Origin of the sequence: Pseudomonas sp. TE50-2, from assembly GCF_040813665.1 — a bacterium.
Taxonomy (GTDB): Bacteria; Pseudomonadota; Gammaproteobacteria; order Pseudomonadales; family Pseudomonadaceae; genus Aquipseudomonas; species Aquipseudomonas soli.
In genome coordinates, this window is record NZ_JBFNXN010000001.1 from 4,461,530 (window position 1) to 4,484,366 (window position 22,837).

24 protein-coding genes and 1 riboswitch are annotated in these 22,837 nt (G+C 66.3%); of the genes, 21 read left to right on the forward strand and 3 right to left on the reverse strand.

The genetic code is table 11. The features are described 5' to 3' along the window. Positions 1-7: 7 nt before the first annotated feature. Together purN and purM are read right to left on the reverse strand one after the other, a co-directional pair. A complete protein-coding gene (gene purN / locus AAHK21_RS20395; RefSeq protein ID WP_046854532.1) occupies positions 8-661 on the reverse strand; it encodes a phosphoribosylglycinamide formyltransferase in 654 nt (217 codons plus the stop codon). Next, positions 661-1,719, reverse strand: coding sequence for a phosphoribosylformylglycinamidine cyclo-ligase (gene purM / locus AAHK21_RS20400; RefSeq protein WP_038706623.1), 1,059 nt, complete (start codon positions 1,717-1,719; stop codon positions 661-663). The genes purN and purM overlap by 1 nt, the downstream gene beginning before the upstream one ends. A 342-nt stretch (positions 1,720-2,061) precedes the next feature. Here purM and AAHK21_RS20405 point away from each other — a divergent pair, with 342 nt between their 5' ends. From AAHK21_RS20405 to AAHK21_RS20430, 6 genes are all read left to right on the forward strand, one after another. Further along, complete coding sequence (locus tag AAHK21_RS20405) at positions 2,062-3,117, forward strand: DUF2066 domain-containing protein (protein WP_367858170.1); 1,056 nt, start codon at positions 2,062-2,064, stop codon at positions 3,115-3,117. Positions 3,118-3,129: 12 nt separating this feature from the next. After that, the gene (locus tag AAHK21_RS20410; protein WP_367858171.1) at positions 3,130-4,203 is read left to right on the forward strand and encodes an AI-2E family transporter; all 1,074 of its coding nucleotides are present in this window, start codon (positions 3,130-3,132) and stop codon (positions 4,201-4,203) included. Between the two features lie 211 nt (positions 4,204-4,414). Continuing rightward, positions 4,415-5,119 (forward strand): DnaA regulatory inactivator Hda, encoded by a 705-nt coding sequence (gene hda / locus AAHK21_RS20415; RefSeq protein WP_031314897.1) that lies wholly within the window; start codon positions 4,415-4,417, stop codon positions 5,117-5,119. Between the two features lie 125 nt (positions 5,120-5,244). After that, positions 5,245-5,880 carry a C40 family peptidase gene (locus tag AAHK21_RS20420; protein WP_031314898.1) on the forward strand — a complete coding sequence of 212 codons (636 nt, stop codon included), beginning with the start codon at positions 5,245-5,247 and terminating at the stop codon, positions 5,878-5,880. Between the two features lie 146 nt (positions 5,881-6,026). Beyond that, positions 6,027-6,560, forward strand: coding sequence for a C40 family peptidase (locus AAHK21_RS20425; protein WP_367858172.1), 534 nt, complete (start codon positions 6,027-6,029; stop codon positions 6,558-6,560). Positions 6,561-6,680: 120 nt separating this feature from the next. Then, a complete protein-coding gene (locus tag AAHK21_RS20430) occupies positions 6,681-9,230 on the forward strand; it encodes a DUF6543 domain-containing protein (RefSeq protein ID WP_367858173.1) in 2,550 nt (849 codons plus the stop codon). Between the two features lie 6 nt (positions 9,231-9,236). On the opposite strand, the gene AAHK21_RS20435 is transcribed toward AAHK21_RS20430, so the two are convergent. Then, positions 9,237-9,815, reverse strand: a complete 579-nt coding sequence (locus AAHK21_RS20435; RefSeq protein WP_367858174.1) for a hypothetical protein — start codon at positions 9,813-9,815, stop codon at positions 9,237-9,239. A gap of 149 nt (positions 9,816-9,964) precedes the next feature. After that, positions 9,965-10,183: riboswitch (cobalamin riboswitch) on the forward strand. A 111-nt stretch (positions 10,184-10,294) separates the two neighbouring features. Between AAHK21_RS20435 and cobO the strand changes: the two genes are divergently transcribed. The 15 genes from cobO to AAHK21_RS20510 all read left to right on the forward strand — a co-directional run bounded on the left by cobO (position 10,295) and on the right by AAHK21_RS20510 (position 22,776). After that, a complete protein-coding gene (gene cobO, locus AAHK21_RS20440; RefSeq protein WP_046854540.1) occupies positions 10,295-10,906 on the forward strand; it encodes a cob(I)yrinic acid a,c-diamide adenosyltransferase in 612 nt (203 codons plus the stop codon). Then, positions 10,903-12,198, forward strand: a complete 1,296-nt coding sequence (locus tag AAHK21_RS20445) for a cobyrinate a,c-diamide synthase (RefSeq protein ID WP_367858175.1) — start codon at positions 10,903-10,905, stop codon at positions 12,196-12,198. Before cobO ends, AAHK21_RS20445 begins: the two co-directional genes overlap by 4 nt. After that, a complete protein-coding gene (gene bluB / locus AAHK21_RS20450) occupies positions 12,195-12,845 on the forward strand; it encodes a 5,6-dimethylbenzimidazole synthase (protein WP_139673544.1) in 651 nt (216 codons plus the stop codon). The genes AAHK21_RS20445 and bluB overlap by 4 nt, the downstream gene beginning before the upstream one ends. After that, entirely contained in the window at positions 12,842-13,750 is a 909-nt protein-coding gene (gene cbiB / locus AAHK21_RS20455; protein WP_367858176.1) for an adenosylcobinamide-phosphate synthase CbiB, read from the forward strand. The genes bluB and cbiB overlap by 4 nt, the downstream gene beginning before the upstream one ends. Beyond that, the gene (cobD, locus tag AAHK21_RS20460; protein WP_367858177.1) at positions 13,743-14,735 is read left to right on the forward strand and encodes a threonine-phosphate decarboxylase CobD; all 993 of its coding nucleotides are present in this window, start codon (positions 13,743-13,745) and stop codon (positions 14,733-14,735) included. The genes cbiB and cobD overlap by 8 nt, the downstream gene beginning before the upstream one ends. Continuing rightward, the gene (locus AAHK21_RS20465) at positions 14,732-16,186 is read left to right on the forward strand and encodes a cobyric acid synthase (protein WP_367858178.1); all 1,455 of its coding nucleotides are present in this window, start codon (positions 14,732-14,734) and stop codon (positions 16,184-16,186) included. The genes cobD and AAHK21_RS20465 overlap by 4 nt, the downstream gene beginning before the upstream one ends. A 1-nt stretch (position 16,187) precedes the next feature. Next, complete coding sequence (gene cobU / locus AAHK21_RS20470) at positions 16,188-16,709, forward strand: bifunctional adenosylcobinamide kinase/adenosylcobinamide-phosphate guanylyltransferase (protein WP_134691860.1); 522 nt, start codon at positions 16,188-16,190, stop codon at positions 16,707-16,709. Continuing rightward, positions 16,706-17,761 carry a nicotinate-nucleotide--dimethylbenzimidazole phosphoribosyltransferase gene (gene cobT / locus AAHK21_RS20475; RefSeq protein WP_367858179.1) on the forward strand — a complete coding sequence of 352 codons (1,056 nt, stop codon included), beginning with the start codon at positions 16,706-16,708 and terminating at the stop codon, positions 17,759-17,761. The genes cobU and cobT overlap by 4 nt, the downstream gene beginning before the upstream one ends. Then, positions 17,758-18,327, forward strand: coding sequence for an alpha-ribazole phosphatase family protein (gene cobC / locus AAHK21_RS20480; RefSeq protein ID WP_367858180.1), 570 nt, complete (start codon positions 17,758-17,760; stop codon positions 18,325-18,327). Before cobT ends, cobC begins: the two co-directional genes overlap by 4 nt. 1 nt (position 18,328) lies before the next feature. Next, entirely contained in the window at positions 18,329-19,060 is a 732-nt protein-coding gene (locus AAHK21_RS20485; RefSeq protein WP_367858181.1) for an adenosylcobinamide-GDP ribazoletransferase, read from the forward strand. A 160-nt stretch (positions 19,061-19,220) separates the two neighbouring features. Next, positions 19,221-20,345: a glycoside hydrolase family 5 protein gene (locus AAHK21_RS20490; RefSeq protein ID WP_367859010.1), complete on the forward strand. Its 1,125-nt coding sequence runs from the start codon at positions 19,221-19,223 to the stop codon at positions 20,343-20,345. Positions 20,346-20,387: 42 nt separating this feature from the next. Next, a complete protein-coding gene (locus AAHK21_RS20495) occupies positions 20,388-20,792 on the forward strand; it encodes a MarR family winged helix-turn-helix transcriptional regulator (RefSeq protein ID WP_198754007.1) in 405 nt (134 codons plus the stop codon). 64 nt (positions 20,793-20,856) lie between these two features. Beyond that, positions 20,857-22,059 (forward strand): MFS transporter, encoded by a 1,203-nt coding sequence (locus tag AAHK21_RS20500; protein ID WP_367858182.1) that lies wholly within the window; start codon positions 20,857-20,859, stop codon positions 22,057-22,059. Then, a complete protein-coding gene (locus AAHK21_RS20505) occupies positions 22,056-22,178 on the forward strand; it encodes a hypothetical protein (RefSeq protein WP_256205968.1) in 123 nt (40 codons plus the stop codon). Before AAHK21_RS20500 ends, AAHK21_RS20505 begins: the two co-directional genes overlap by 4 nt. A 46-nt stretch (positions 22,179-22,224) precedes the next feature. After that, entirely contained in the window at positions 22,225-22,776 is a 552-nt protein-coding gene (locus tag AAHK21_RS20510) for a glutathione peroxidase (RefSeq protein ID WP_367858183.1), read from the forward strand. Positions 22,777-22,837: the final 61 nt, after the last annotated feature.

Consider the following 22,837-nt stretch of genomic DNA (forward strand, 5'->3'; position numbering starts at 1 on the left):
AATTCTCCTAGGATCGAATCAAGTGACCGCTGGCCGCCAGCGGCTGGCCATCCAGTAATGCACCGTGCTCGCCCAGACGCAAGCGTCCTTCGGCGAACCAGCGCACCGCCAGCGGGTAGATCTGGTGTTCCTGCAGGTGCACGCGCTGGGCGAGCGTCTGCTCGGTGTCGTCCGTTGCAACCGGCACCACAGCCTGTACGACCAAAGGCCCGCCATCGAGTTCCTCGGTGACGAAGTGCACGCTGCAGCCGTGCTCGGCATCGCCAGCCTCCAGCGCACGCTGGTGGGTGTGCAGCCCTTTATACTTGGGCAACAGTGACGGATGTATGTTGAGCAGGCGGCCTTGATAGTGGCGCACGAAGCCGCCACTCAAGATGCGCATGAAACCGGCCAGCACCACCAGGTCGGGTGCGAAGCCGTCGATCAGCGCCATCAGCGCCGCATCGAAGGCTTCGCGACCGTCGAAGCCGGTGTGCGCGAGCACCGCGGTGTCGATACCGGCTGCCTTGGCGCGTTCCAGGCCGTAGGCATCGGCGCGGTTGGAAATCACCGCGCGGATGCGTACCGGGCTGTCACTGGCGCTGTTGCTGTCGATCAGCGCTTGCAGGTTGCTGCCGGAGCCCGACAGCAGTACCACGACGTTGCAGGTCTTGCCCGGCATCAGTGTGCCTTGAGGTTCTTGAGCTCGACCTGGGCGGCGCCTTCGGCGGCCTCGGCGATCTGGCCGATGACCCACGGCTGCTCGCCAGCGGCACGCAGCACGTTCAGGGCGTTGTCGACCTGGTCCTGGGCCACGCAGATGACCATGCCCACGCCGCAGTTCAGCACGCGGTGCATTTCATGTTCGTCGACGTTGCCTTTTTCCTGCAGGAAGTCGAACACCACCGGGCGCTGCCAGCTGGCCACGTCGACCACGGCCTGGGCGCCTTTTGGCAGCACGCGCGGGATGTTGTCCAGCAGGCCGCCGCCGGTGATGTGGGCCATGGCCTTGACCGCGCCGGTTTGTTTGATCAGCTGCAGCAGGGGCTTGACGTAGATGCGGGTCGGCGCCATCAGCAGGTCGGCCAGCGGTTTGCCGTCGAGCTGGGTGTTGTCGATGTCGGTGCCGGAGACTTCGAGGATCTTGCGGATCAGCGAGTAGCCGTTGGAGTGCGGGCCGGAGGACGGCAGGGCGATCAGGGCGTCGCCGGTGACCACTTTCGAGCCGTCGATGATTTCGGCCTTTTCCACCACGCCGACGCAGAAACCAGCCAGGTCGTAGTCTTCGCCTTCATACATGCCTGGCATTTCGGCGGTTTCACCACCGACCAGCGAGCAGCCGGCCAGTTCGCAACCGGCGCCGATGCCGGTGACCACGGTGGCGGCCACGTCGACGTTGAGCTTGCCGGTGGCGTAGTAGTCGAGGAAGAACAGCGGCTCGGCGCCGCACACCACCAGGTCATTGACGCACATGGCGACCAGGTCCTGGCCGATGCTGTCGTGCTTGTTCAGGTTCAGCGCCAGGCGCAGCTTGGTGCCGACGCCGTCGGTGCCGGAGACCAGCACCGGCTGCTTGTAGCCGGCCGGGATCTCGCAGAGGGCGCCGAAGCCGCCCAGGCCACCCATGACTTCAGGGCGTGCGGTGCGCTTGGCGACGCCCTTGATGCGTTCGACCAGTGCTTCGCCGGCGTCGATGTCTACACCGGCGTCTTTGTAGCTCAGGGAGGGTTGCTTGCTCATTGATCCAGGCCTTTAGGAGGGAGGGATTCAGAAAAACGACCGGGACGGCCAAGGCCACTTTCAGAAACGGCGGCTGCCTGTACGTCACTGGTCTGCGAAGGCGCGCGATTTTATCAGGGTTGCCCCAAGGCGGCCATCCTCAGGCCGACGGGCAGGCGGGAAATCTGGGCAAAAAACGCTGTTTCACCCTGTGCGACTGGTTGCCGCGTCGGCGCCTGTATAAGGTATAGGCATGGCGACGTGCGCGAAGGCGCGGCACGGCGGAGCATTTTCCGGCGTGGCGCGGTCACAGCCCACAGGCAAGGGCGCGTCGCCCCAAGGTCATCTGGACAGGAATCCTCAATGCGTCTTCTCAATTTCCTTGCTGGCGCCTGCCTTGTTGTGGCCGGCACCCTCGCGCAGGCCGAAACCGTCTCGGGCCTGTATCAGGTTCGCGAGCCCGTCGAAGGGCAGGGCAGCGAGGCCCGCGCCCAGGCGACCGGCAAGGCGCTCGACACCCTGGTGCTGCGCCTGACCGGCGACCCCAAGGCCGCGCAGAACCCGGCACTGGCCGCGCTGCGCAAGGACCCGCAACAGATCATCAATCAGGTCGGTACCGAGGCAGGACCACCGGAGTCGGTGCTGGTCGAGTTCGACCCCGGCAGCACCGAGCGCGCCCTGCGCCAGGCCGGGCTGGCATTGTGGGGCAGCAACCGGCCGTCGGTCCTGGGCTGGTGGCTGAACGACAGTGTCGAGGGCAGCAGCCTGGTCGGCGATGGCCAGAGCGCCGCCGAGCCATTGCGTCGGGCTGCCCAGCATCGCGGCCTGCCCCTGCGCCTGCCATTGGCCGATCTGCAGGAGCAATTGGTGGCCAATGCCAAGCTGCTCGAAGGTAACGACCCTGCGCCGCTGCGCGAGGCGTCCGAGCGCTATGGCGCCGATGCCTTGCTGGCGGTGCACGCCCATGAGGCCGACGGCAAGTGGCAGGGCAAGTGGCAGTTGTGGCTGGGCGACCAGCGCGAACAGGGCAACGCCGAAGGCAGCGACCAGGCGGCCCTGGCCGATGCGGTGCTGCTGGCGGTGAGTAACCGCCTGGCGCCGCGTTATGTCACGCGGCCCGGCGCCAGCAGCGATCTGCAGGTACAGGTGCAGGGGATGAACCTGCAGCGTTACGCCGAACTGAGCCGGGTGCTGGAACCTTATGGCGCCCGCTTGCAGATGGCAGAAGGCGGCACCTTGACCTACCGGGTCAGCGGCAATCGCGAGCAACTGCGCGCCCAGCTGGGCCTGGCCAAGCTGCAGGAGCTGCCTGCCGAGCCAGCCGCCGCCCCGCCTGCGCCGAGCGCGCAAGGCGATACCGGCACACCGCCGCCCACCACTGCCGCAACGCCGTTCGACGGCCTGCGCTTTCGCTGGTAAGGAGTGGCGCGAATGACTGACATGCGTCGTTGGATCTGGCTGGGCGCGGCCCTGGTAATCGTCGTGCTGCTGTACTTCCTGCACAACATCCTCTCACCGTTCCTGGTGGGCATCCTGCTGGCTTACCTCGCCGACCCACTGGTCGACCGCCTGGAGCGGCTCGGGCTGTCGCGCACCTGGGGCGTGGTGGTGGTGTTCAGCCTGTTCACCCTGATCTTCCTGGCCCTGCTGCTGGTGCTGGTGCCGATGCTGGCCAAGCAGCTGCTGCGCCTGTACGAGCTGGCGCCGCAGATGCTCGACTGGCTGCAGCACGTGGCGCTGCCCTGGGTGCAGAGCCGCCTGGGCCTGGCCGACGGTTTCTGGAAGTTTGACAAGATCAAAGCCGCGATCGGCGAGCACATGGGCCAGACCACCGATATCGTCGGCGTGCTGCTGTCCCAGGCCACCGCCTCGAGCCTGGCGTTGATCGGCTGGCTGGCCAACCTGGTGCTGATCCCGGTGGTGGGCTTCTACCTGCTGCGCGACTGGGACCTGATGATGGCCAAGCTGCGCAGCCTGCTGCCGCGCCAGCGCGAGCCGCAGGTGGTGGGGCTGGCCGGCGAGTGCCACGAGGTGCTCGGGGCGTTCGTGCGCGGGCAACTGCTGGTAATGCTTGCGCTGGGCGTCATCTATTCCTCGGGGCTGATGCTGGTGGGCCTGGAGCTGGGCCTGCTGATCGGCATGCTGGCGGGGCTGGCGGCGATCGTGCCGTACATGGGCTTCATCATCGGTATCGGCGCGGCGCTGGTCGCCGGGTTGTTCCAGTTTGGCGGCGACCTCTATCCCATGCTCGGTATCGTCGCGGTGTTCATGGTCGGGCAGGCGCTGGAGGGCATGGTGCTGACGCCACTGCTGGTGGGCGACCGCATCGGCCTGCATCCGGTGGCGGTGATCTTCGCGATCCTGGCTGGCGGTGAGTTGTTCGGCTTTACCGGGGTGCTGCTGGCGCTGCCGGTGGCGGCGGTGATCATGGTGCTGCTGCGCCATGTCCACGACTTGTACAAGGAATCGGACATGTATGCCGGGGAAATAGACCCGGATCTGTGAACGATCGCGGGGCAAGCGCGCTCCCATGCCTGGAGTCTTGAACACTCGGGGCGTGGCAGCGGGCTTGCCCCGCGATGCTTTCAGATTCAATGCAACTGCTTGATTTTACTTGTGCTATTCCCCTGCCGGATTGTGCCGCCCGCGTTGCGGGTATAGACTTTGCACACTGTTCATCAAAGGCCCCCTGTGGTCCCCGCGACCGCCCGCGAGCATGAAACCGATCCAGTTGCCCCTGGGTGTGCGTCTGCGCGACGACGCCACCTTCATCAACTACTACCCCGGCGCCAATGCCGCGGCACTGGGCTATGTCGAGCGGCTCTGCGAAGCCGACGCCGGCTGGACCGAAAGCCTCATCTACCTGTGGGGCAAGCAGGGCGTGGGCCGTACCCACCTGTTGCAGGCCGCCACCCACCGCTTCCAGCAACTCGGCGAGCCCGCCGTGTACCTGCCCCTGGCGCAATTGCTCGAGCGTGGCGTCGAACTGCTCGACCATCTCGAGCAATACGAGCTGGTATGCATCGACGACCTGCATGTGATCGCGGGCAAGGCCGACTGGGAAGAGGCCATGTTCCACCTGTTCAATCGCCTGCGCGACAGTGGCCGGCGCCTGCTGCTGGCAGCCTCCAGCTCGCCGCGGGAGTTGCCGATCAAGCTGGCCGACCTCAAGTCGCGGCTGACCCTGGCGCTGATCTTCCAGATGCGCGGGATGTCCGACGAGGACAAGCTGCGCGCCCTGCAACTGCGCGCTTCGCGCCGCGGCCTGCACCTGACCGACGAAGTCGGCCACTTCATCCTCACCCGTGGCACGCGCAGCATGAGCGCGCTGTTCGACCTGCTCGAGCGGCTCGACCAGGCTTCCTTGCAGGCCCAGCGCAAGCTGACCATTCCATTCCTCAAGGAAACCCTCGGCTGGTAGCGCTGAAAACACGGTGCCAGAGCGTCGAATCGGAAAAGTCACATGTTTTTCGATAAAATTTGCAAATGGGTCCGATAGAAGGCATAGTTTCCCCCTTCTAAAGGACTACAGACACGGTCGTGCCCATGCTGAAGCGCTTCGCACCCCTCGTGCCACTTGCACTTGTCACCCTTCTTTACGGCTGTGCCTCCACCGGCCCGGTCGCGCCTTCGCAGGATCAACGCATGGCCACCGAGCAATCGGTCAAGGCCAAGGCCTCCGCCTCTTCCGTATTCACCGAGGAAGAGCTGGCCAGCGAAGATGACCTCGAGGCATTTTCCAGCAACAGCAAGCCGTACCAGTTGCCCGTGCTGGCCGACAGCATTCTCGAACGCGGCATGGCGCTGATCGGTACCCGTTACCGCTTCGGTGGCACCTCCGAGAAGTCCGGCTTCGACTGCAGCGGTTTCATCGGCTACCTGTTCCGCGAAGAGGCCGGCATGAACCTGCCGCGCTCGACCCGCGAGATGATCAACGTCGACGCACCGAAAGTCGCGCGCAACAAGCTCAAGCCCGGCGACCTGCTGTTCTTCAGCACCAACGGTCGTGGTCGCGTCAGCCACGCCGGCATCTACCTGGGTGACAACCAGTTCATCCATTCCAGCAGCCGCCGCAGCGGTGGCGTGCGCATCGACAGCCTGGGCGATCGCTACTGGAGCAAGACCTTCATCGAGGCCAAACGCGCGCTCGCCATGGCGCCGACCACGATCTCGCGCAATTGAATTGATATCAAAATGCTGTACCCTGCCACGGCGGCGTAGCTGAAAAGCTCGCCGCCGTGCGCATTTACAGAAAGCAGCTAATCTAAATTCTCAACTCTTTTTACCTTCGGCCAAGGCCGGGGGCTTCCCGACAGGACGTTTGCATCATGGCGATGTTGGCGCGCTTCGCATTCCTCTCCCTCGTGGCCCTGCTCGCGGCCTGTTCCAGCCGTGCGCCCGCTCCGGCGCCGATGGCCAAAGCCCCAGTGGTGTTCAACCCTGCGCCGTCATCGCCCGCAGCGGATGATGTGCTGTTCCGCGCCATCGGCCTGGTAGGCACGCCCTATCGCTGGGGCGGCAACACGCCGGACGCCGGTTTCGATTGCAGCGGCCTGATTGGCTACGTGTATCGTGACGCCGCCGGCATCAACCTGCCGCGCACCACCCGCGACATGATCGTGATGCGTGCGCCGAACGTTGACATCAACGCCCTGCAGTCGGGCGACCTGGTGTTCTTTGCCACTGGCGGTGGCTCGCAGGTGAGCCATGCCGGGATCTACGTGGGCGAGGGGCGTTTCGTGCACGCGCCGTCCGCTGGCGGTACCGTGCGCCTGGACTATCTGTCCAACAGCTATTGGGCCAAGGCCTACCTGCAGGCCAAACGGGTGATCCCTGCGGGGCACCTGGCGCAGAACCCCTGATCACGCATCGGAGCAATTCAGCCCTGGCACGTTGAGTATCCCGGGCATAGGTATCTACCCCAACGTATCGCGCGCCTTTTCGGATCATGTTCGATTTCAGCCCAGCTTCAGGAATCGAACATGACATCTCTCGAACACCCCCTCTGCCATAACCTTCAGGTGCTTGGCGCGGGGCATGCCCTCGTCCAGCTCGTCGACGACGTACTGCAGGACTATCCCGACCCTTATCAGCTGGCCTTGAGCAATGCGCGGGCAATCTTGCTCAGGCGGACGGGCAAGCGGCTGGACCCCGAGAGGGTGTGGTGGCATCAGTTCAATCACGCCAGTTCCAGTAGCCGCAGTTTCACCGGTTGGGCCCACAGCGGGCCGCCGACCCGCTCCATGGATTTTCTCCAGTTGATGATCCAGCGCTTCGACCTGCCGTTTCAGGAGGCGAGCGATGAGCTGGACGTATACGGCGGCTTCTATCGGCAGCCCTCAGGGGCGACGTGCTTTGACGAGCGCAACGAAGTCAGGCTGCTGGCGGAGGATGTCCGGGATGACTTCTGGGCACTCGATTTCGCTGCGAAGCATCGTGAGCACGTTGCCCTGTTCTGGTCTCGCCATGCTGAAGATTTCCGTGTCCTGTCCAAGGTCAACCTGCTGGCGCACATCGCTGCCGCGCGCAAGGCGGATTGCCTGACCGAGGCTGATGCCCAGTATCTGCGGCAGAGGGTGGACGAGCAGCTGACGACACTCGAGGCGACGCCGACGCTCGAGGGATTGCGCCGGCATGCCGCTTCACTGCTCACGGTGAACTGGTATGCCGTGGGTGGCAGCCAACGGGCAGCTATGAGTTGCTTCCACTTGCCCGGAGGCCGGGCAGTGTTGTATCTGCCTTGGGCGCAGGAGGCCTTGCACGCCTTCGAGTCGCCTATGGCAATGGCAGCATGGCTTCGCCGACAACTCCAGAACGGCACGGTGATGGCCGGTTACCTGGCCGCCCTGGTAGCTGACCCGCATGCCTTGGCAGCCACTGCGATCCGCAATGCGCTCCAGGCCTTGGCCGACGCACCCGACGCCACGCAGACGCTGGCGTTGCTCATGGCCGCTGCACAGCCGGTGGCGGGCAATTACTTTGCCTTGCTGGCCGATCAAGCGCAGGCGGAAATGCGCCGCAGCGCCGAGAGCATCATCAGCAATAGTGAGCTGCGCAAGGCCATGTGGCGTGGCTACCTGGGCGCTTTCCTGCAGATCTTCGGTGGCTTCGCCCCTTTGGGCTGGCCGGCAACCTTGGTCCTGGTCGGGGCTACAGTGGCCAAGGTCGGCCTGGATGTCGATGCCGCGCTCCATGCCAGGGATGTGCAAGGGCGCAAGGCGGCGCTGCGCATGGCGATTGTCGAGAGCGTTTTCGCAGCCCTGGGCATGGTCGAGGTCGGATTTGGCAGCAGCTTGGCGTCGCTCTCTCATGTGGCACCTTTTCACGAGCGCGGCCTATCGTTGAGTGGTTGGGCGGTGTCGGAAACCCCAGGCACGCAGTTGGCAGGGCGCGTGGCCAACAAGGTGCTCAACACGCCGATCCTGGCCCAGGGATGGCTCGAGGGAATCGAGCTGGGGGCTTCGGGGGAGACGTGGATCACTTTGCAGGGACGGCCTTACCGGGTGCGCTACAGTCCCGAACTCGAGCTCTGGCTAATCGTGCCGCCGGACAATCCGTTTGCCTATGTGCCCATCCAGCCAGTTCGGCTGTCCGCGACAGGGGAATGGGAGTTGCTGGAGCGGCCACGGCTGGCTGGCGGGAATCCGCCCTCGGGCGAAGCGGGCCTGGTCAGGGCAGGGTCGGCGTTCTGGGACGAGTACATGCGCACCGACTTGTTGCGTACCAGTGCCCTGTCGGCCATTGCCAAGGCTCGGCATCGTGCGTTGCTGGCTGAAAGGGTGTTTCCATCGGTGGCCGGGGCGGGCAGCCTTCAGGATACGGATGGCTTCTTTTACATCACGGTCGATGGCGCGCCGGAATACACCTTCCGTGAAGGGGGCCACTATCGTAACGATCTGATCTACACCTACACCGAGGAAGACTCGGAGATAAACAAGTTTCTGCGCGAAGGGCGGCGGGAGTTCGCCTATGGCGATGAGGTGAGCTATGTGAACAAGCTTGCCGACACATTGAGCGATCTGCCGGTTGATAACGGGGTTCCATTGTATCGGGGCGGTTTTGGCGGACGCGGCACCAGTGGTCATCATTTCCGCAGTGGTCAGCTCAAGGTCGGCGATCTGCTGGTCAACACCGACTTGGCTTCTTTTACGGAAAACCCATACATCGTGCGTCGCTTCGCCGCCGACCTCGATCAGCGCACTGCCCAGGGACTCGAAGGCGTGTTCGATGACACCTCGGTGGTGTTCGAGCTGCCAACCGGACACTACCAGCATGGGGTGCCGATTACCTTGTTTTCAAGCCTCCCGCCGGAAGCCGAGACCCTGTTCCTGCCGGGTACCTGCTTTCGCATAGCCGCCTTGAGTGAGATCGAAGGGGAGGATTACCGCTTCGTCAACGTGGTGCTCAACGAGGTGCAGCGCCCCGCAAACGGGACTTTTTACGACCTGCGCACCGGACAGCCATTCGACCTGGAGGCGTACGCCGCCAGGCTGGATAATCAGGCGCTGGCAAGCCGTTTCTTCGGGGGCTGATCAACCTCAAGCCTGCTTGAGCAGCAGCGCTACCCCAGGATAATACTGGCCCGATTCGTTGTGCAGCTTGCGATAGGCATAAGGGAAGTACCAGGCAATCGCGCAGGCGGTGTGTTTCTGCAGGTCATCGACCAGGTCCTGCAGCTCCTCGGGGCTGGCGTGCTGGCCGGCCTTCCACGGGGTGACGAACAACGCCCCGGCCTTGAGCTGGCTGGCGTAGGCGATCGCCTTGGCCTGGTTGGCGGTTTCCTGCAGCGCCGGCGCCAGGTCGAGGCGGACAATGCGTGGCCAGCGCTGGCTGGTGTGCAGGTGGATCGACTCCTCGGCGCTGCTGATGGCCAGGTCGCCACGGGCTTCGCGCTCGCCTTCGTCGCGTTGCTTCTTGCTGGTGTACTGCTGCAGTGCCACCAGCTCGGCCTGCCAGGCGGCGGCCGCGAGCAGCCCGGTATTGGCGGCGGCGCCGTGCCAGTAAGGGGCTTCGTTGTCGCCCTGGAACTGGTTGAAGCGGTCGATGCAGTCGACCCAGCGTTCCAGGGCCGGGCGCAGGAATTCCAGGCGCGGGTTGTTGATGATCAGGCCTTGCATGCTGCGCTCCTTGTCATTGTGATCGAGGTCAGCCGAAATGGTGGCTATGTGATATCACTGCTTTGAGTGTGGCACAAGCTGGCGAATCGGCCATTGATCCAGGCCAGATCGGTCCTCGTTCGATTGACGCTCCCGGTGCAACCCTCTAACCTTCGCGGCGTGTTTCAGGTGCCCGACGAACCGAGGTTCGGCAGGGTGAAACTGGGAAGCCGGTGGGCGCCAGCAGGCGCGAATCCGGCGCTGCCCCCGCAACGGTAGGTGAGTAGAAGGCTGCGCATGGCCACTGGGTGCTGGTACCCGAGAAGGCGCGTGGCCCGGGCATGTCCCGCTCGCGAGCCCGGAGACCGGCCTGTCACTGCCAACGGCATCACGGAGGGTGATGTGCGGTGCGATGTGGCCTGGGGCCACGGCCCCTGCGCGTTCTCCGTCTGCCCGCCTTTTCCCTGTCGCCAACCGGCGACAGCCTGCGGAGACCCCTGATGAGCGAATCCACCGAACGCGACGAACGTCACCTGGCGCGCATGCTGCGCAAGAAGGCGATCATCGACGAGCGCATCGCCAATTCCCCCAACGAGTGCGGCCTGCTGCTGGTACTGACCGGCAATGGCAAGGGCAAGAGCAGTTCGGCCTTCGGCATGCTCGCCCGCGCCCTGGGCCATGGCATGCAATGCGGCGTGGTGCAGTTCATCAAGGGCCGCAACAGCACTGGCGAAGAGCTGTTCTTCCGCCGCTTCCCCGAGCAGGTGCGCTATCACGTGATGGGCGAGGGCTTCACCTGGGAGACCCAGGACCGCCAGCGCGACATCGCCGCCGCCGAGGCTGCGTGGGCGGTATCGCGCCAGTTGCTGCAAGATCCGTCGATCCAGTTCGTGGTGCTTGATGAGCTGAACATCGCCCTCAAGCATGGCTACCTCGACCTCGACCAGGTGCTCTCGGACATCCAGGCCCGCCCACCGATGCAGCATGTGATCGTCACCGGCCGCGCCGCCAAGCCGGAAATGATCGAACTGGCCGACACCGTCACCGAGATGGGCATGCTCAAGCACGCCTTCCAGGCCGGTATCCGCGCGCAGAAGGGCGTCGAGCTGTGAGTGATTCGCGCCAATGCCCCGCCGTGCTGATCGCGGCCCCGGCCTCGGGCCAGGGCAAGACCACGGTCACCGCCGCCCTGGCCCGCCTGCACCGCAACCTCGGGCGCAAGGTGCGGGTGTTCAAGTGCGGGCCTGACTTTCTCGACCCGATGATCCTCGAGCGTGCCAGTGGCGCGCCGGTCTACCAGCTGGACCTGTGGATGATCGGTGCCGAGGAGAGTCGTCGCCTGCTGTGGGAAGCGGCGGGCGAGGCCGACCTGATCCTGATCGAAGGCGTGATGGGGCTGTTCGACGGCACGCCGTCGAGCGCCGACCTGGCTCGCCATTTCGGCGTGCCGGTGCTGGCGGTGATCGATGGCACGGCCATGGCCCAGACCTTCGGCGCCCTGGCCCTGGGCCTGGCGCGTTACCAGCCCGACCTGCCGTTCGCCGGGGTGCTGGCCAACCGGGTTGGCAGCCTGCGCCACGCGCAGTTGCTCGAAGGCAGCCTCACCGAAGGCCTGCGCTGGTACGGCGGGTTGTCCCGCGAGCGTGGCATCGAGCTGCCCAGCCGCCACCTCGGCCTGGTTCAGGCCAGTGAACTCAATGACCTGGATGCGCGCCTGGATGCCGCCGCCGAAGCGCTGGGTGCCAGCTGCGATGCCGCATTGCCGCCACCGGTCGGTTTTGCCCGACCTGAGCCGCTGGGCGTGACCACGCCGCTTGCCGGGGTGCGCATTGGGGTGGCCCACGACGAAGCCTTCGCCTTCACCTATGGCGCCAACCTGGATCTGCTGCGCAGCCTCGGCGCGCAGCTCGAATTCTTCTCGCCGTTGCATGATCGGGAACTGCCTCATGTAGACAGCCTGTACCTGCCAGGCGGCTACCCGGAGCTGCACCATCAGGCCCTGGCCGCCAACGCGCCGATGCTGGGGGCGATCCGTGGCCACCACGCCGAGGGCAAGCCGCTGCTGGCCGAATGTGGCGGCATGCTCTACCTGCTCGACGCCCTGACCGATGTGGCCGGTGTGCGTGCGCCGCTGGCAGGCCTGCTGCCGGGCGAGGCGACCATGCAGAAGCGCCTGGCGGCCCTGGCCCTGCAGGCCGTCGAGTTGCCCGAAGGCACCCTGCGTGGCCACACCTATCACCATTCGCTGACCAGCACTGAGCTGGAACCGATTGCCCGGGGCCTGAGCCCCAACGGCGGACGCGGCAACGAGGCGGTCTATCGCCTGGGGCGGCTGACCGCTTCCTACGTGCACTTCTATTTTCCGTCCAACCCCGACGCGGCGGCGGCGCTGTTGCGACCATGAGCGAACACGCGTACAGCGCCGTTGAACGCGCGGCGATCTACCGGGCCATCGGTGAGCGCCGCGACATGCGCCATTTCGCCGGCGGCGAGGTGGCGCCCGAGTTGCTCGGGCGTCTGCTGGCCGCCGCTCACCAGGCCCCCAGCGTGGGCCTGATGCAGCCCTGGCGCTTCATTCGTATCAGCCAGCGTGATTTGCGCGAACGTATCCAGGCGTTGGTGGAGGAGGAGCGGGTGCGCACCGCCGAAGCCTTGGGCGAGCGCTCCGATGAGTTCATGAAGCTCAAGGTCGAAGGCATCAACGACTGTGCCGAGGTGCTGGTGGCAGCGCTGATGGACAAGCGCGAGGCGCATGTCTTCGGCCGCCGCACCCTGCCGGAGATGGACCTGGCTTCGCTGGCCTGCGCTATCCAGAACCTATGGCTGGCGGCGCGGGCCGAGGGGCTGGGCATGGGCTGGGTGTCGCTGTTCGAGCCCCGAGCCCTGGCCGAGCTGCTGGGCATGCCCGCGGGCGCCAAGCCCATGGCGGTGCTGTGCCTGGGGCCGGTGACCGAATTCTACCCGGCGCCGATGCTGGTGCTCGAAGACTGGGCCGAGCAACGGCCGTTGAGTGACATGCTGTACGAGAACCAGTGGGGGGAATGTCCATGAGCGTGGCCTTGCTGACCGTGGCCGGCGTGGCCCTGGATGCACTGCTGGGTGAGCCGCGGCGGCGCCATCCGCTGGTGGGCTTCGGCAACCTTGCCGCGCGCCTGGAGCAGCGCTTCAACGCTGGTGGCCGGGGCTGGCGCAGCCACGGTGTCACGGCCTGGTTCCTGGCGGTGGTGCCGCTGACCTTGCTGGCGCTGATCCTTTCCTGGCTGCCTGTTATCGGCTGGCTGGTGGACGTGCTGGCGCTGTACTGCGCCCTGGGCCTGCGCAGCCTGGGCGAGCATGTGCTGCCGGTGGCCCAGGCGCTGCGCCAGGGCGACCTGGAGGAGGCGCGGCGGCGCGTCGGTTACCTGGTCAGCCGCGAGACCCGCGAACTGGATGAGCCTGCCGTGGCCCGGGCGGCCACCGAGTCGGTGCTGGAGAACGGCAGCGATGCGGTTTTCGCCGCGCTGTTCTGGTTCGTCGTGGCCGGGGCGCCGGGGGTGGTGCTGTACCGCCTGAGCAATACCCTGGATGCCATGTGGGGCTATCGCAACGAACGTTTCGAGCGCTTCGGCTGGTGCGCGGCACGCATCGACGATGGGCTGAACTATATTCCCGCCAGGCTGGTGGCGCTGACCTATGCGCTGCTGGGCAAGACCCGCCTGGCCCTGGCCTGCTGGCGCAAGCAGGCGCCGCTGTGGGACAGCCCCAACGCCGGCCCGGTGATGGCGGCGGGGGCCGGAGCCCTGGGCGTGGAGCTGGGTGGCCCGGCGGTGTATCACGGCGAGCTGCACGAACGCCCGCGCCTGGGCGAGGGGCCGATGGCCGACGCTGATGCCATCGAGCGTGGCTGGAGCCTGGTGCAGCGTGGTGTGTGGCTGTGGATGCTATTGATCTGCGTGGGAGCCTACCTGAATGCTTGAGCACGGTGGCCGCCTGCTACGGGCGGTGAAACAGTACGCGATCCCTCGGCACCAGTGGCTCGACCTGTCCAGTGGTATCGCACCCTGGCCCTACCCGATACCGCCGATTCCCGTGGACGCCTGGGCTCGACTGCCCGAGACCGAGGACGGCCTGGAGGCCGCTGCACGGCGTTACTATGGCGCGCAGCCGCTGCTGGCGGTGGCCGGCTCGCAGGCGGCGATCCAGGCCTTGCCGTACCTGCGCCCGACCGCTCGGGTCGGGGTGCTGACGCCATGCTATGCCGAACATCCGCATGCCTGGGCGCGGGCGGGGCATGCGCTGCTCGAGCTGGATGAGGCCCAGGTCGAGGACGTACTCGACAGCCTGGATGTCCTGGTGCTGGTCAATCCCAACAACCCCACCGGTCGCCGTGTGCCCCGCGAACGCCTGCTGGCCTGGCATGCGCGTCTGGCTGCGCGGGGTGGCTGGTTGCTGGTGGACGAGGCCTTCATGGACAACACGCCGGCACACAGCGTGGTCGATCAGGCCGGACAACCCGGGCTGATCGTGCTGCGCTCGTTCGGCAAATTCTTCGGTCTGGCCGGCGTGCGGCTGGGCTTCGTCGTCGCCGAGGCGGATGTGTTGCGACAACTGGCCGAGGCGCTCGGGCCCTGGACCGTCAGTGGCCCGACCCGCGTGCTGGGGCAGGCGTGCTTCGCCGACGAGGCGACGCACCTGGCGCAGATTGCCCGTTGCGCCCAGGCCAGCCAGCGCCTGGCCAAGACGCTCGAAGGCGCTGGCCTGCCACCTAGCGGTGGCTGCGACCTGTTCCAGTACGTGCGTGACGAACGTGCCACGCACCTGCATGACTATCTCGCTCGCCGCGGCATCCTGGTGCGGCTGTTCGAGCGGCCGTCGGCGCTGCGTTTCGGCCTGCCCGCCACGGCGGCGGACGAACAACGTCTGGCCCAGGCCCTGGCGGACTACCACAAGGAATCGGCATGACCACCCTCATGGTGCAAGGCACCACCTCCGATGCCGGCAAGAGCACGCTGGTCACTGCCCTGTGCCGCTGGCTGCTGCGCCAGGGCATCGCCGTGGTGCCGTTCAAACCACAGAACATGGCGCTCAACAGCGCCGTGACCGCCGACGGTGGCGAGATCGGTCGCGCCCAGGCGGTGCAGGCCCAGGCCTGCCGGCTGGCGCCGCACACCGACATGAACCCGGTGCTGCTCAAGCCCAACAGCGACACTGGCGCCCAGGTGATCGTCCATGGCCGGGCGGTGACCAGCATGAATGCCGTGGCCTATCACGACTACAAGACCATCGCCATGCAGGCGGTGTTGGCCTCCCACGAGCGCCTGAGCGAAGCCTATCCGGTGGTGATGGTCGAAGGTGCTGGCTCCCCGGCGGAGATCAACCTGCGTGCTGGTGATATTGCCAACATGGGCTTCGCCGAGGCCGTCGACTGCCCGGTGATCCTGGTGGCCGATATCAACCGGGGCGGCGTGTTCGCCCATCTGGTCGGCACCCTGGAGCTGCTGTCGGCGAGCGAGCAGGCACGGGTCAAGGGCTTCGTCATCAACCGTTTCCGTGGCGACATCGCCCTGCTGCAACCTGGCCTGGACTGGCTGGAGCAGCGCACCGGCAAGCCGGTGCTGGGCGTGCTGCCCTACGTCACCGACCTGCACCTGGAGGCCGAGGATGGTATCGATACGCGCCAGGGTGAAAAGAGTGAGCGCCTGCTGAAGGTGATCGTCCCGGTGTTGCCGCGCATCAGCAACCACACCGACTTCGATCCGCTGCGCCTGCACCCTCAGGTGGACCTGCAGTTCATCGGCCCGGGCCAGCCGATTCCGCCAGCCGACCTGATCATCCTGCCTGGCTCCAAGAGCGTGCGCGGCGACCTGGCGCAACTGCGCGAGCGCGGCTGGAACACGGCCATCGCCCGGCACCTGCGTTATGGCGGCAAGCTCATCGGCATCTGCGGCGGCCTGCAGATGCTCGGCGAGCAGGTGCATGATCCCCTGGGCCTGGAGGGGCCGGCCGGCTCCAGTGATGGCCTGGGCCTGCTGGCGTACAGCACCGTGCTGGAAGCCGAGAAGCAGTTGCGTAACGTGGCGGGCACGCTCGATCTCGAGCAGGCCCCGGTGGCGGGGTATGAAATCCATGCCGGCGTCACCAGCGGGCTGGCGCTGGAGCGCCCCGCAGTGCAGCTGGCCGACGGCCGTGCCGATGGCGCCATCAGCGCCGACGGGCAGATCCTCGCCACCTACCTGCATGGCCTGTTCGAGGGTAGCCAGTCGTGCGCCGCGCTGCTGCGCTGGGCCGGGCTGGCCGATGCGCAGACCATCGACTACGAGGCCCTGCGCGAGCGCGATATCGAGCGCCTGGCCGACCTGGTCGAGCAGCATCTGGACACCGCGCGCCTGCGCGAACTGTGTGGAGTCGCCTGAAATGCACAGCCTGATCCTTGGCGGCGCCCGTTCGGGCAAGAGCCGCCTGGCCGAGCAACTGGCCGAAGCCAGCGGCCTGCCGGTGACCTATATCGCCACCAGCCAGCCGCTGGACGGCGAGATGAATGAGCGCGTGCGCTTGCACCGCGAACGGCGTCCGGCCCATTGGGGGCTGGTGGAGGAACCCGTGGCGCTGGCCGCCGTGCTGCACGCCGAAGCCGGCGAAGGGCGCTGCCTGCTGGTGGACTGCCTGACCCTGTGGCTGACCAACCTGCTGATGCTCGAGGATGACCAGCGGCTGGCGCAGGAGCGCGACGCGCTGCTCGCCAGCCTGGCGCAACTGCCGGGCACGATCATCCTGGTCAGCAACGAAACCGGCCTGGGCGTGGTGCCCATGGGCGAACTGACCCGCCGTTATGTCGACCTGGCAGGCACGTTGCACCAGGCCGTGGCCGAACGCTGCCAGCGCGTGGTGCTGACCGTCGCCGGCCTCCCTCTCATGCTCAAAGGACCAGCCTTATGACCCCGATGTGGTGGCGTGACGCCTGCCAATCCCTCGACAGCGCCGCCATGGACCAGGCCCGCGCCCGTCAGCAACAGCTGACCAAACCGGCCGGCTCCCTCGGCCAGCTCGAAGGCCTGGCGGTACGCCTGGCTGGCTTGCAGGGGCGCGAGCGTCCCAGCCTGGAGCGGGTCGCCATCACGATCTTCGCCGGCGACCATGGCGTGGTGGAGGAGGGCATCTCCGCCTATCCGCAAGCGGTGACCGGGCAGATGCTGCGCAACTTCGTCGGCGGTGGCGCGGCGATCAGCGTGTTGGCGCGCCAACTGGATGCTCAACTGGAGGTGGTCGACCTCGGTACCATCGACCCGACGCTACAACTGCCCGGTGTCCATCACCTGAATCTTGGGTCCGGCACAGCCAACTTCGCCCGCCAGCCGGCGATGACCGACGCGCAGCTGGCGGCGGCGTTGCAGGCCGGCCGCGACAGTGCCCTGCGCGCGCTCGACAACGGCGCCCAGCTGTTCATCGGCGGTGAAATGGGCATTGGCAACACCACTGCCGCGGCCGCGCTGGCCAGTACCTTGCTGGGCTGCCCGGCGCGTGAGCTGAGCGGCCCGGGCACCGGCCTGGACAGCGCCGGCGTGCGCCACAAGGCCGAGGTGATCGAGCGTGCCCTGGTGCTGCACGGCTTGCGCGCCGACCAGCCGCTGCAGGCATTGGCCTGTGTCGGCGGCTTCGAAATCGCCGCGCTGGCAGGTGCCTACCTGGCCTGCGCCCAGCACGGTGCGGCGGTGCTGGTCGACGGCTTCATCTGCAGTGTCGCCGCCCTGGTGGCGGTGCGCCTCAACCCGCAATGCCGCCCGTGGCTGCTGTTTGCCCACCAGGGCGCCGAGCCAGGCCACAAGGCCCTGCTGGCGGCGCTGGAGGCCGAGCCACTGCTGGCCCTGGGGCTGCGCCTGGGCGAGGGCAGTGGAGCGGCGCTGGCGGTGCCGCTGATTCGCCTGGCCTGCGCCCTGCACGGGCAGATGGCGACCTTTGCCGAGGCCGCGGTGGCGGATCGTCCGGCATGATCCTCGAGCTGTTGCGCCATGGTGAGACCGAGCTCGGCGGCGGCTTGCGCGGCAGTCTCGACGATGCCCTTACCGAAAACGGCTGGGCGCAGATGCGTCAGGCCACCGCCGCTGCCGGCCCCTGGGATGTGCTGGTGAGCTCGCCGTTGCAGCGTTGCGCGGCGTTTGCCGAAGAGCTGGGGGCACGGATCAACCTGTCGGTGCAGCGTGAGGCGGGTGTGCGCGAGCTGCATTTTGGTGACTGGGAAGGGCAGAGCGCCGCCCAGATCATGCAGGCCGACGCCGATGCCCTGGGGCTGTTCTGGAGTGATCCTTATGCGTTCACCCCGCCTGCGGGTGAGCCGGTACTGGCCTTTGCCGAACGGGTGCTGGCCGCGGTCGAGCGTCTGCACCGCGAGCATGCCGGCAAACGGGTGCTGGTGGTGACCCATGGCGGGGTGATGCGCTTGCTACTGGCGCGCGCACGCGGGCTGCCCCGTGAGCAACTGTTGCAGGTCGAGGTCGGCCATGGCGCGCTAGTACGCCTGGCCGTGGCTGAAGACGGTCAGTTGCGCGAGGTGCGCTGAGATGCTGCCGTTCTGGACTGCCCTGCAGTTTCTCAGCAGCCTGCCGGTGCGCCTGCCGGGTATGCCGGCGCCACAGGAAATGGGGCGTTCGCTGCTGTTCTATCCCGTGGTGGGGCTGCTGTTCGGTCTGTTGCTGTGGCTGGCCAGCCAACTGCTCCATGGCGTGGCGGCCCCTCTGCACGCGGCCTTGCTGCTGGCGCTGTGGGTGTTGCTCAGTGGCGCGCTGCATCTGGATGGCCTGGCCGACAGCGCCGATGCCTGGTTGGGTGGATTCGGCGATCGCGAGCGCACCTTGCAGATCATGAAAGACCCGCGCAGCGGGCCGATCGCCGTGGTCACCCTGGTACTGGTGTTGTTGCTCAAGTTCTGTGCCCTGTGGGTACTGGTCGAGCGGGGGGCTGGCGGCCTGCTGGTGCTGGCACCGGTGGTGGGGCGCGCGGCGCTGCTGGGATTGTTCCTCGGTACGCCCTATGTGCGCCCCGGCGGGCTCGGGTCGGCACTGGCCGAGCATCTGCCGCGGCGCGGCGCCGCGTGGGTGTTGCTGGGCAGCGCGGCACTCTGCGTGACGCTGGGCGGCTGGCCGGTGCTGTGGGTGTTGCTGCTGGCGACGGTGGCGTTCGCCTGGTTGCGTCGGTTGATGTGCAAGCGCCTGGGAGGGACCACCGGGGATACCGCCGGGGCACTGCTCGAGTTGCTGGAACTGGTGGTAGTGCTTGGCCTGGCATTGCAGTAGGTAACGCCTGAAAAATCCTGCGGGAAAAACCGGAAAACCTTACCAGGCCCTTGTTCTATCCTCGTTCGCTTGCCAACCACCAGGAATGCCTCGCATGCACCACTGGATCCTCACCGGCCTGCTTGTACTTGCCGCCATGCCCGCCAGCGCCGCCGATCTGATCGACTTCTGGGATACACCTCGCCATGGCGGCAACAGCTTCAATCGCCTGCCCCCGGACCAGGCCTACTTCGACGCCTTGAAAGGCTACGGTGCCAGCTGGGTGCGTCTGTCGTACGACAAATGGCAGCCGGCCGAGCGCGATTTTCTATTGGGCAATGCCGACGATTACCAGGGCCTGGCCGCCAGCGACCTGCGGCAACTGGTCGAAGTGCTCGACCGCGCCCACGCCGCGGGGCTCAAGGTAGTCATCACGCCACTGTCGCTTCCCGGCATGCGCTGGGCGCAGAACAATGACAATCGTTTCGATGACCGCCTGTGGCAGGACAAGCGTTTCTGGACCCAGGCCGCGCGTTTCTGGCGTGACGTTGCCCTGGCGCTCAAGGATCACCCGGCCATCGCCGCCTACAACCTCGTCAACGAGCCTGCGCCTGAGAAGCAGGGTGGCCTGGCCGAGCATGCCGACCTCGCGCTGATGAAGCAGTGGTACGCCCGCGAGCAGGGCGGGCCGCGTGACCTGCCTGCGCTCTACCGGCAACTGTTGGCGGCAATCCGCGAAGTCGATGGCAAGACGCCGGTGATGGTCGATGCCGGCTGGTACGCCGCTGCCGACGCTTTCGGCTACTGGCCCGCGGCACTGGAGGACGAGCGCGTGCTGTACAGCGTGCACATGTACGAGCCCTATGCCGCCACCAGTGCGCCGAACCTGGCCCGCCGCCAACCATACGCCTACCCGGGACCGGTGCCGTTCGCCGGGAAGACGCAGCAGTGGGACGCTGGACAAGTCGCGCGCTACCTGCAACAACCGGTCGATTGGGCCGCTGCCATCAAGCTGCCGCGTTCGCGCCTGGTGGTAGGCGAGTTTGGTTGCATGCGCCGCCTGCCCGGTTGCCGGCAATACCTGGAGGACGTGCTCACGGTGCTTGACCGCCAGCAGTTGCATTGGGCGTTCTACAGCTTCCGCGAAGACAGCTGGGACGGCATGGACTACGAACTGGGTTCGGCCAAGGTGCCCTGGCGGTACTGGCAGGCGATCGACAAGGGAGCGCCTGACCCACTGGTGCGCAAGGCCACAGCGGAGTTCGAGCCGATCCGTCGGCGTCTGCAGCCCGGAATCACCCCTTGAAATGTCTTGCAACGTCGTTGATGCGGGTATATACACGTATCCATGCTGACCAGTGAATGCATCTGTACCCATCTACGTCGTGCCGCCCGTGGGGTGAGCCGGCATTACGACGAGGCCCTTGTCGGCTTCGGCATCAATGTCGCCCAGTTTTCCCTGTTGCGTCATGTCCAGCGCCTCGACCGCCCCAGCATCACTTGCCTGGCCGAGGCCATGGGCCTGGAGCGCAGCACCTTGGGTCGCAACCTCAAGGTGCTCGAGGCCGAGGGCTTGGTGCGGCTGGCCGACGGAGAAGACCAGCGCAACCGTGTGGTGCTGTTGAGTGAGGCGGGCAGGGCATGCCTGGATGCCGCCTACCCGGCCTGGCAGCAGGCTCAGGAGCAACTGGTGAAGCGGCTGGGTGAGGGGCAGCGTGACGAGTTGGTGCGCTTGCTGGAGCAACTTGCCTGATACACGACGATTAAAAGCGGGTATATACCCGCATCAACCTTGCGATGGGCTGGAGACAACGACAATGACTTCCCTTTGGCGGAGCAGCGGTTGGGTACTTCTGGGGGCGGCGCTGATCCTCGCGCTGTCGCTGGGGGTGCGGCATGGTTTCGGCCTGTTCCTGGCGCCGATGAGCGCCGATTTCGGCTGGGGCCGCGAGGTATTCGCCTTCGCCATTGCCCTGCAGAACCTGATCTGGGGCCTGGCCCAGCCGTTTACCGGGGCCTTGGCCGATCGCCTGGGCGCGGCCAAGGTGGTGATCATCGGCGGCATTCTCTACGCAGTCGGGCTGGCGATGATGGCCTTTGCCGATTCGGCCTGGTCGCTGTCGCTGAGTGCCGGCCTGCTGATCGGCATCGGCCTGTCCGGCACTTCGTTCTCGGTGATCCTCGGCGTGGTCGGCCGCGCCGTGCCGGCGGAGAAGCGCAGCATGGCCATGGGCATCGCCAGCGCCGCCGGCTCTTTCGGTCAGTTCGCCATGCTTCCCGGCACCCTGGGCCTGATCCAGTGGCTGGGTTGGTCGACAGCCTTGCTGGTGCTGGGCCTGCTGGTAGCCTTGATCGTGCCGTTCGTGGGCATGCTGCGCGACCGCCCGCTGCCCAGCCATGGCGCCGAGCAGACCCTCGGCCAGGCATTGCGTGAAGCGTGCGCGCATTCCGGTTTCTGGTTGCTGGCGCTGGGCTTCTTCGTCTGTGGTTTCCAGGTGGTGTTCATCGGCGTGTACCTGCCGGCCTACCTGGTCGACCAGCACCTGCCGGCGACTACCGGCACCACCGTGCTGGCGCTGGTCGGCCTGTTCAACATCGTCGGCACCTACACCGCGGGCTGGCTGGGTGGGCGCATGTCCAAGCCGCGCCTGCTGACCGGCCTGTACCTGCTGCGGGCCGTGGTCATCGTGCTCTTCCTCTGGGCGCCGGTGACCCAGTTCAGCGCCTACCTGTTCGGCATCGCCATGGGTCTGCTGTGGCTGTCCACGGTACCGCTGACCAATGGCACCGTGGCCACGCTGTTCGGCGTGCGCAACCTGTCGATGCTCGGTGGCATCGTGTTCCTGTTCCACCAGCTGGGCGCCTTCCTCGGCGGCTGGCTGGGTGGCGTGGTGTATGACCAGACCGGCAGCTACGACCTGGTATGGCAGATCTCGATCCTGCTCAGCCTGCTGGCCGCGGCGCTGAACTGGCCGGTGCGCGAACGCCCGGTCGCCCGCCTGCAGGCCCAGGCGGCATGAACCGCCTGCTGGGGCGCGGCCTGCTGCTGGTTGCCGCAGTGCTGGTGTTGGCGCTGGTGTGGTGGGGCTGGCACAAGGGTGGGCTGGCACTGATGCAGTTGGGCATGAGCCTGTGTTAAGCGCTACCCTGCACATTCAAGGAATCATGTGCAGGAGATCGATATCATGCATGCGCGCTGGCTGACCCTACCCCTGCTGGCCCTGGCCGTCGCCACTTCGAGCTGGGCGGCGGACTGCCCGGCGCTGCTCCAGGGCAGCCTGCCCGAGCTGCGCGGCAAGGAGCAGATCGACCTGTGCCAGCGCTTTGCCGGCAAGCCGCTGGTGGTGATCAACACCGCCAGCTACTGCGGCTTCGCCCCGCAGTTCGAGGGGCTCGAGGCGACCTACAAGGATTACCGCGAGCAGGGCCTGGAAATGCTCGGCGTGCCGTCCAACGACTTCAAGCAGGAGGACGCCGACAGCGAGAAGACCGCAAAGGTCTGTTACGCCAACTATGGCGTGACCTTCACCATGACCAAGACCCAGGCTGTTCGTGGCAAGGATGCGATCCCGATGTTTGTCGAGCTGGCCCGGCAGAGCAGTGCGCCGAAGTGGAACTTCTACAAGTATGTGGTGGATCGCAAAGGCAAGGTGATCGGTAACTTCTCCAGCCTGACCAAGCCGGATGATCCGGCGTTCAGGGCGGCGATCGACAAGGCGATTGCTTCGCAGCCTTGAAATTATCGAGCGAGGGGAGGCTGAGCTCGGGACCTGATATTTTTACCAGTTCAAGTCGTTG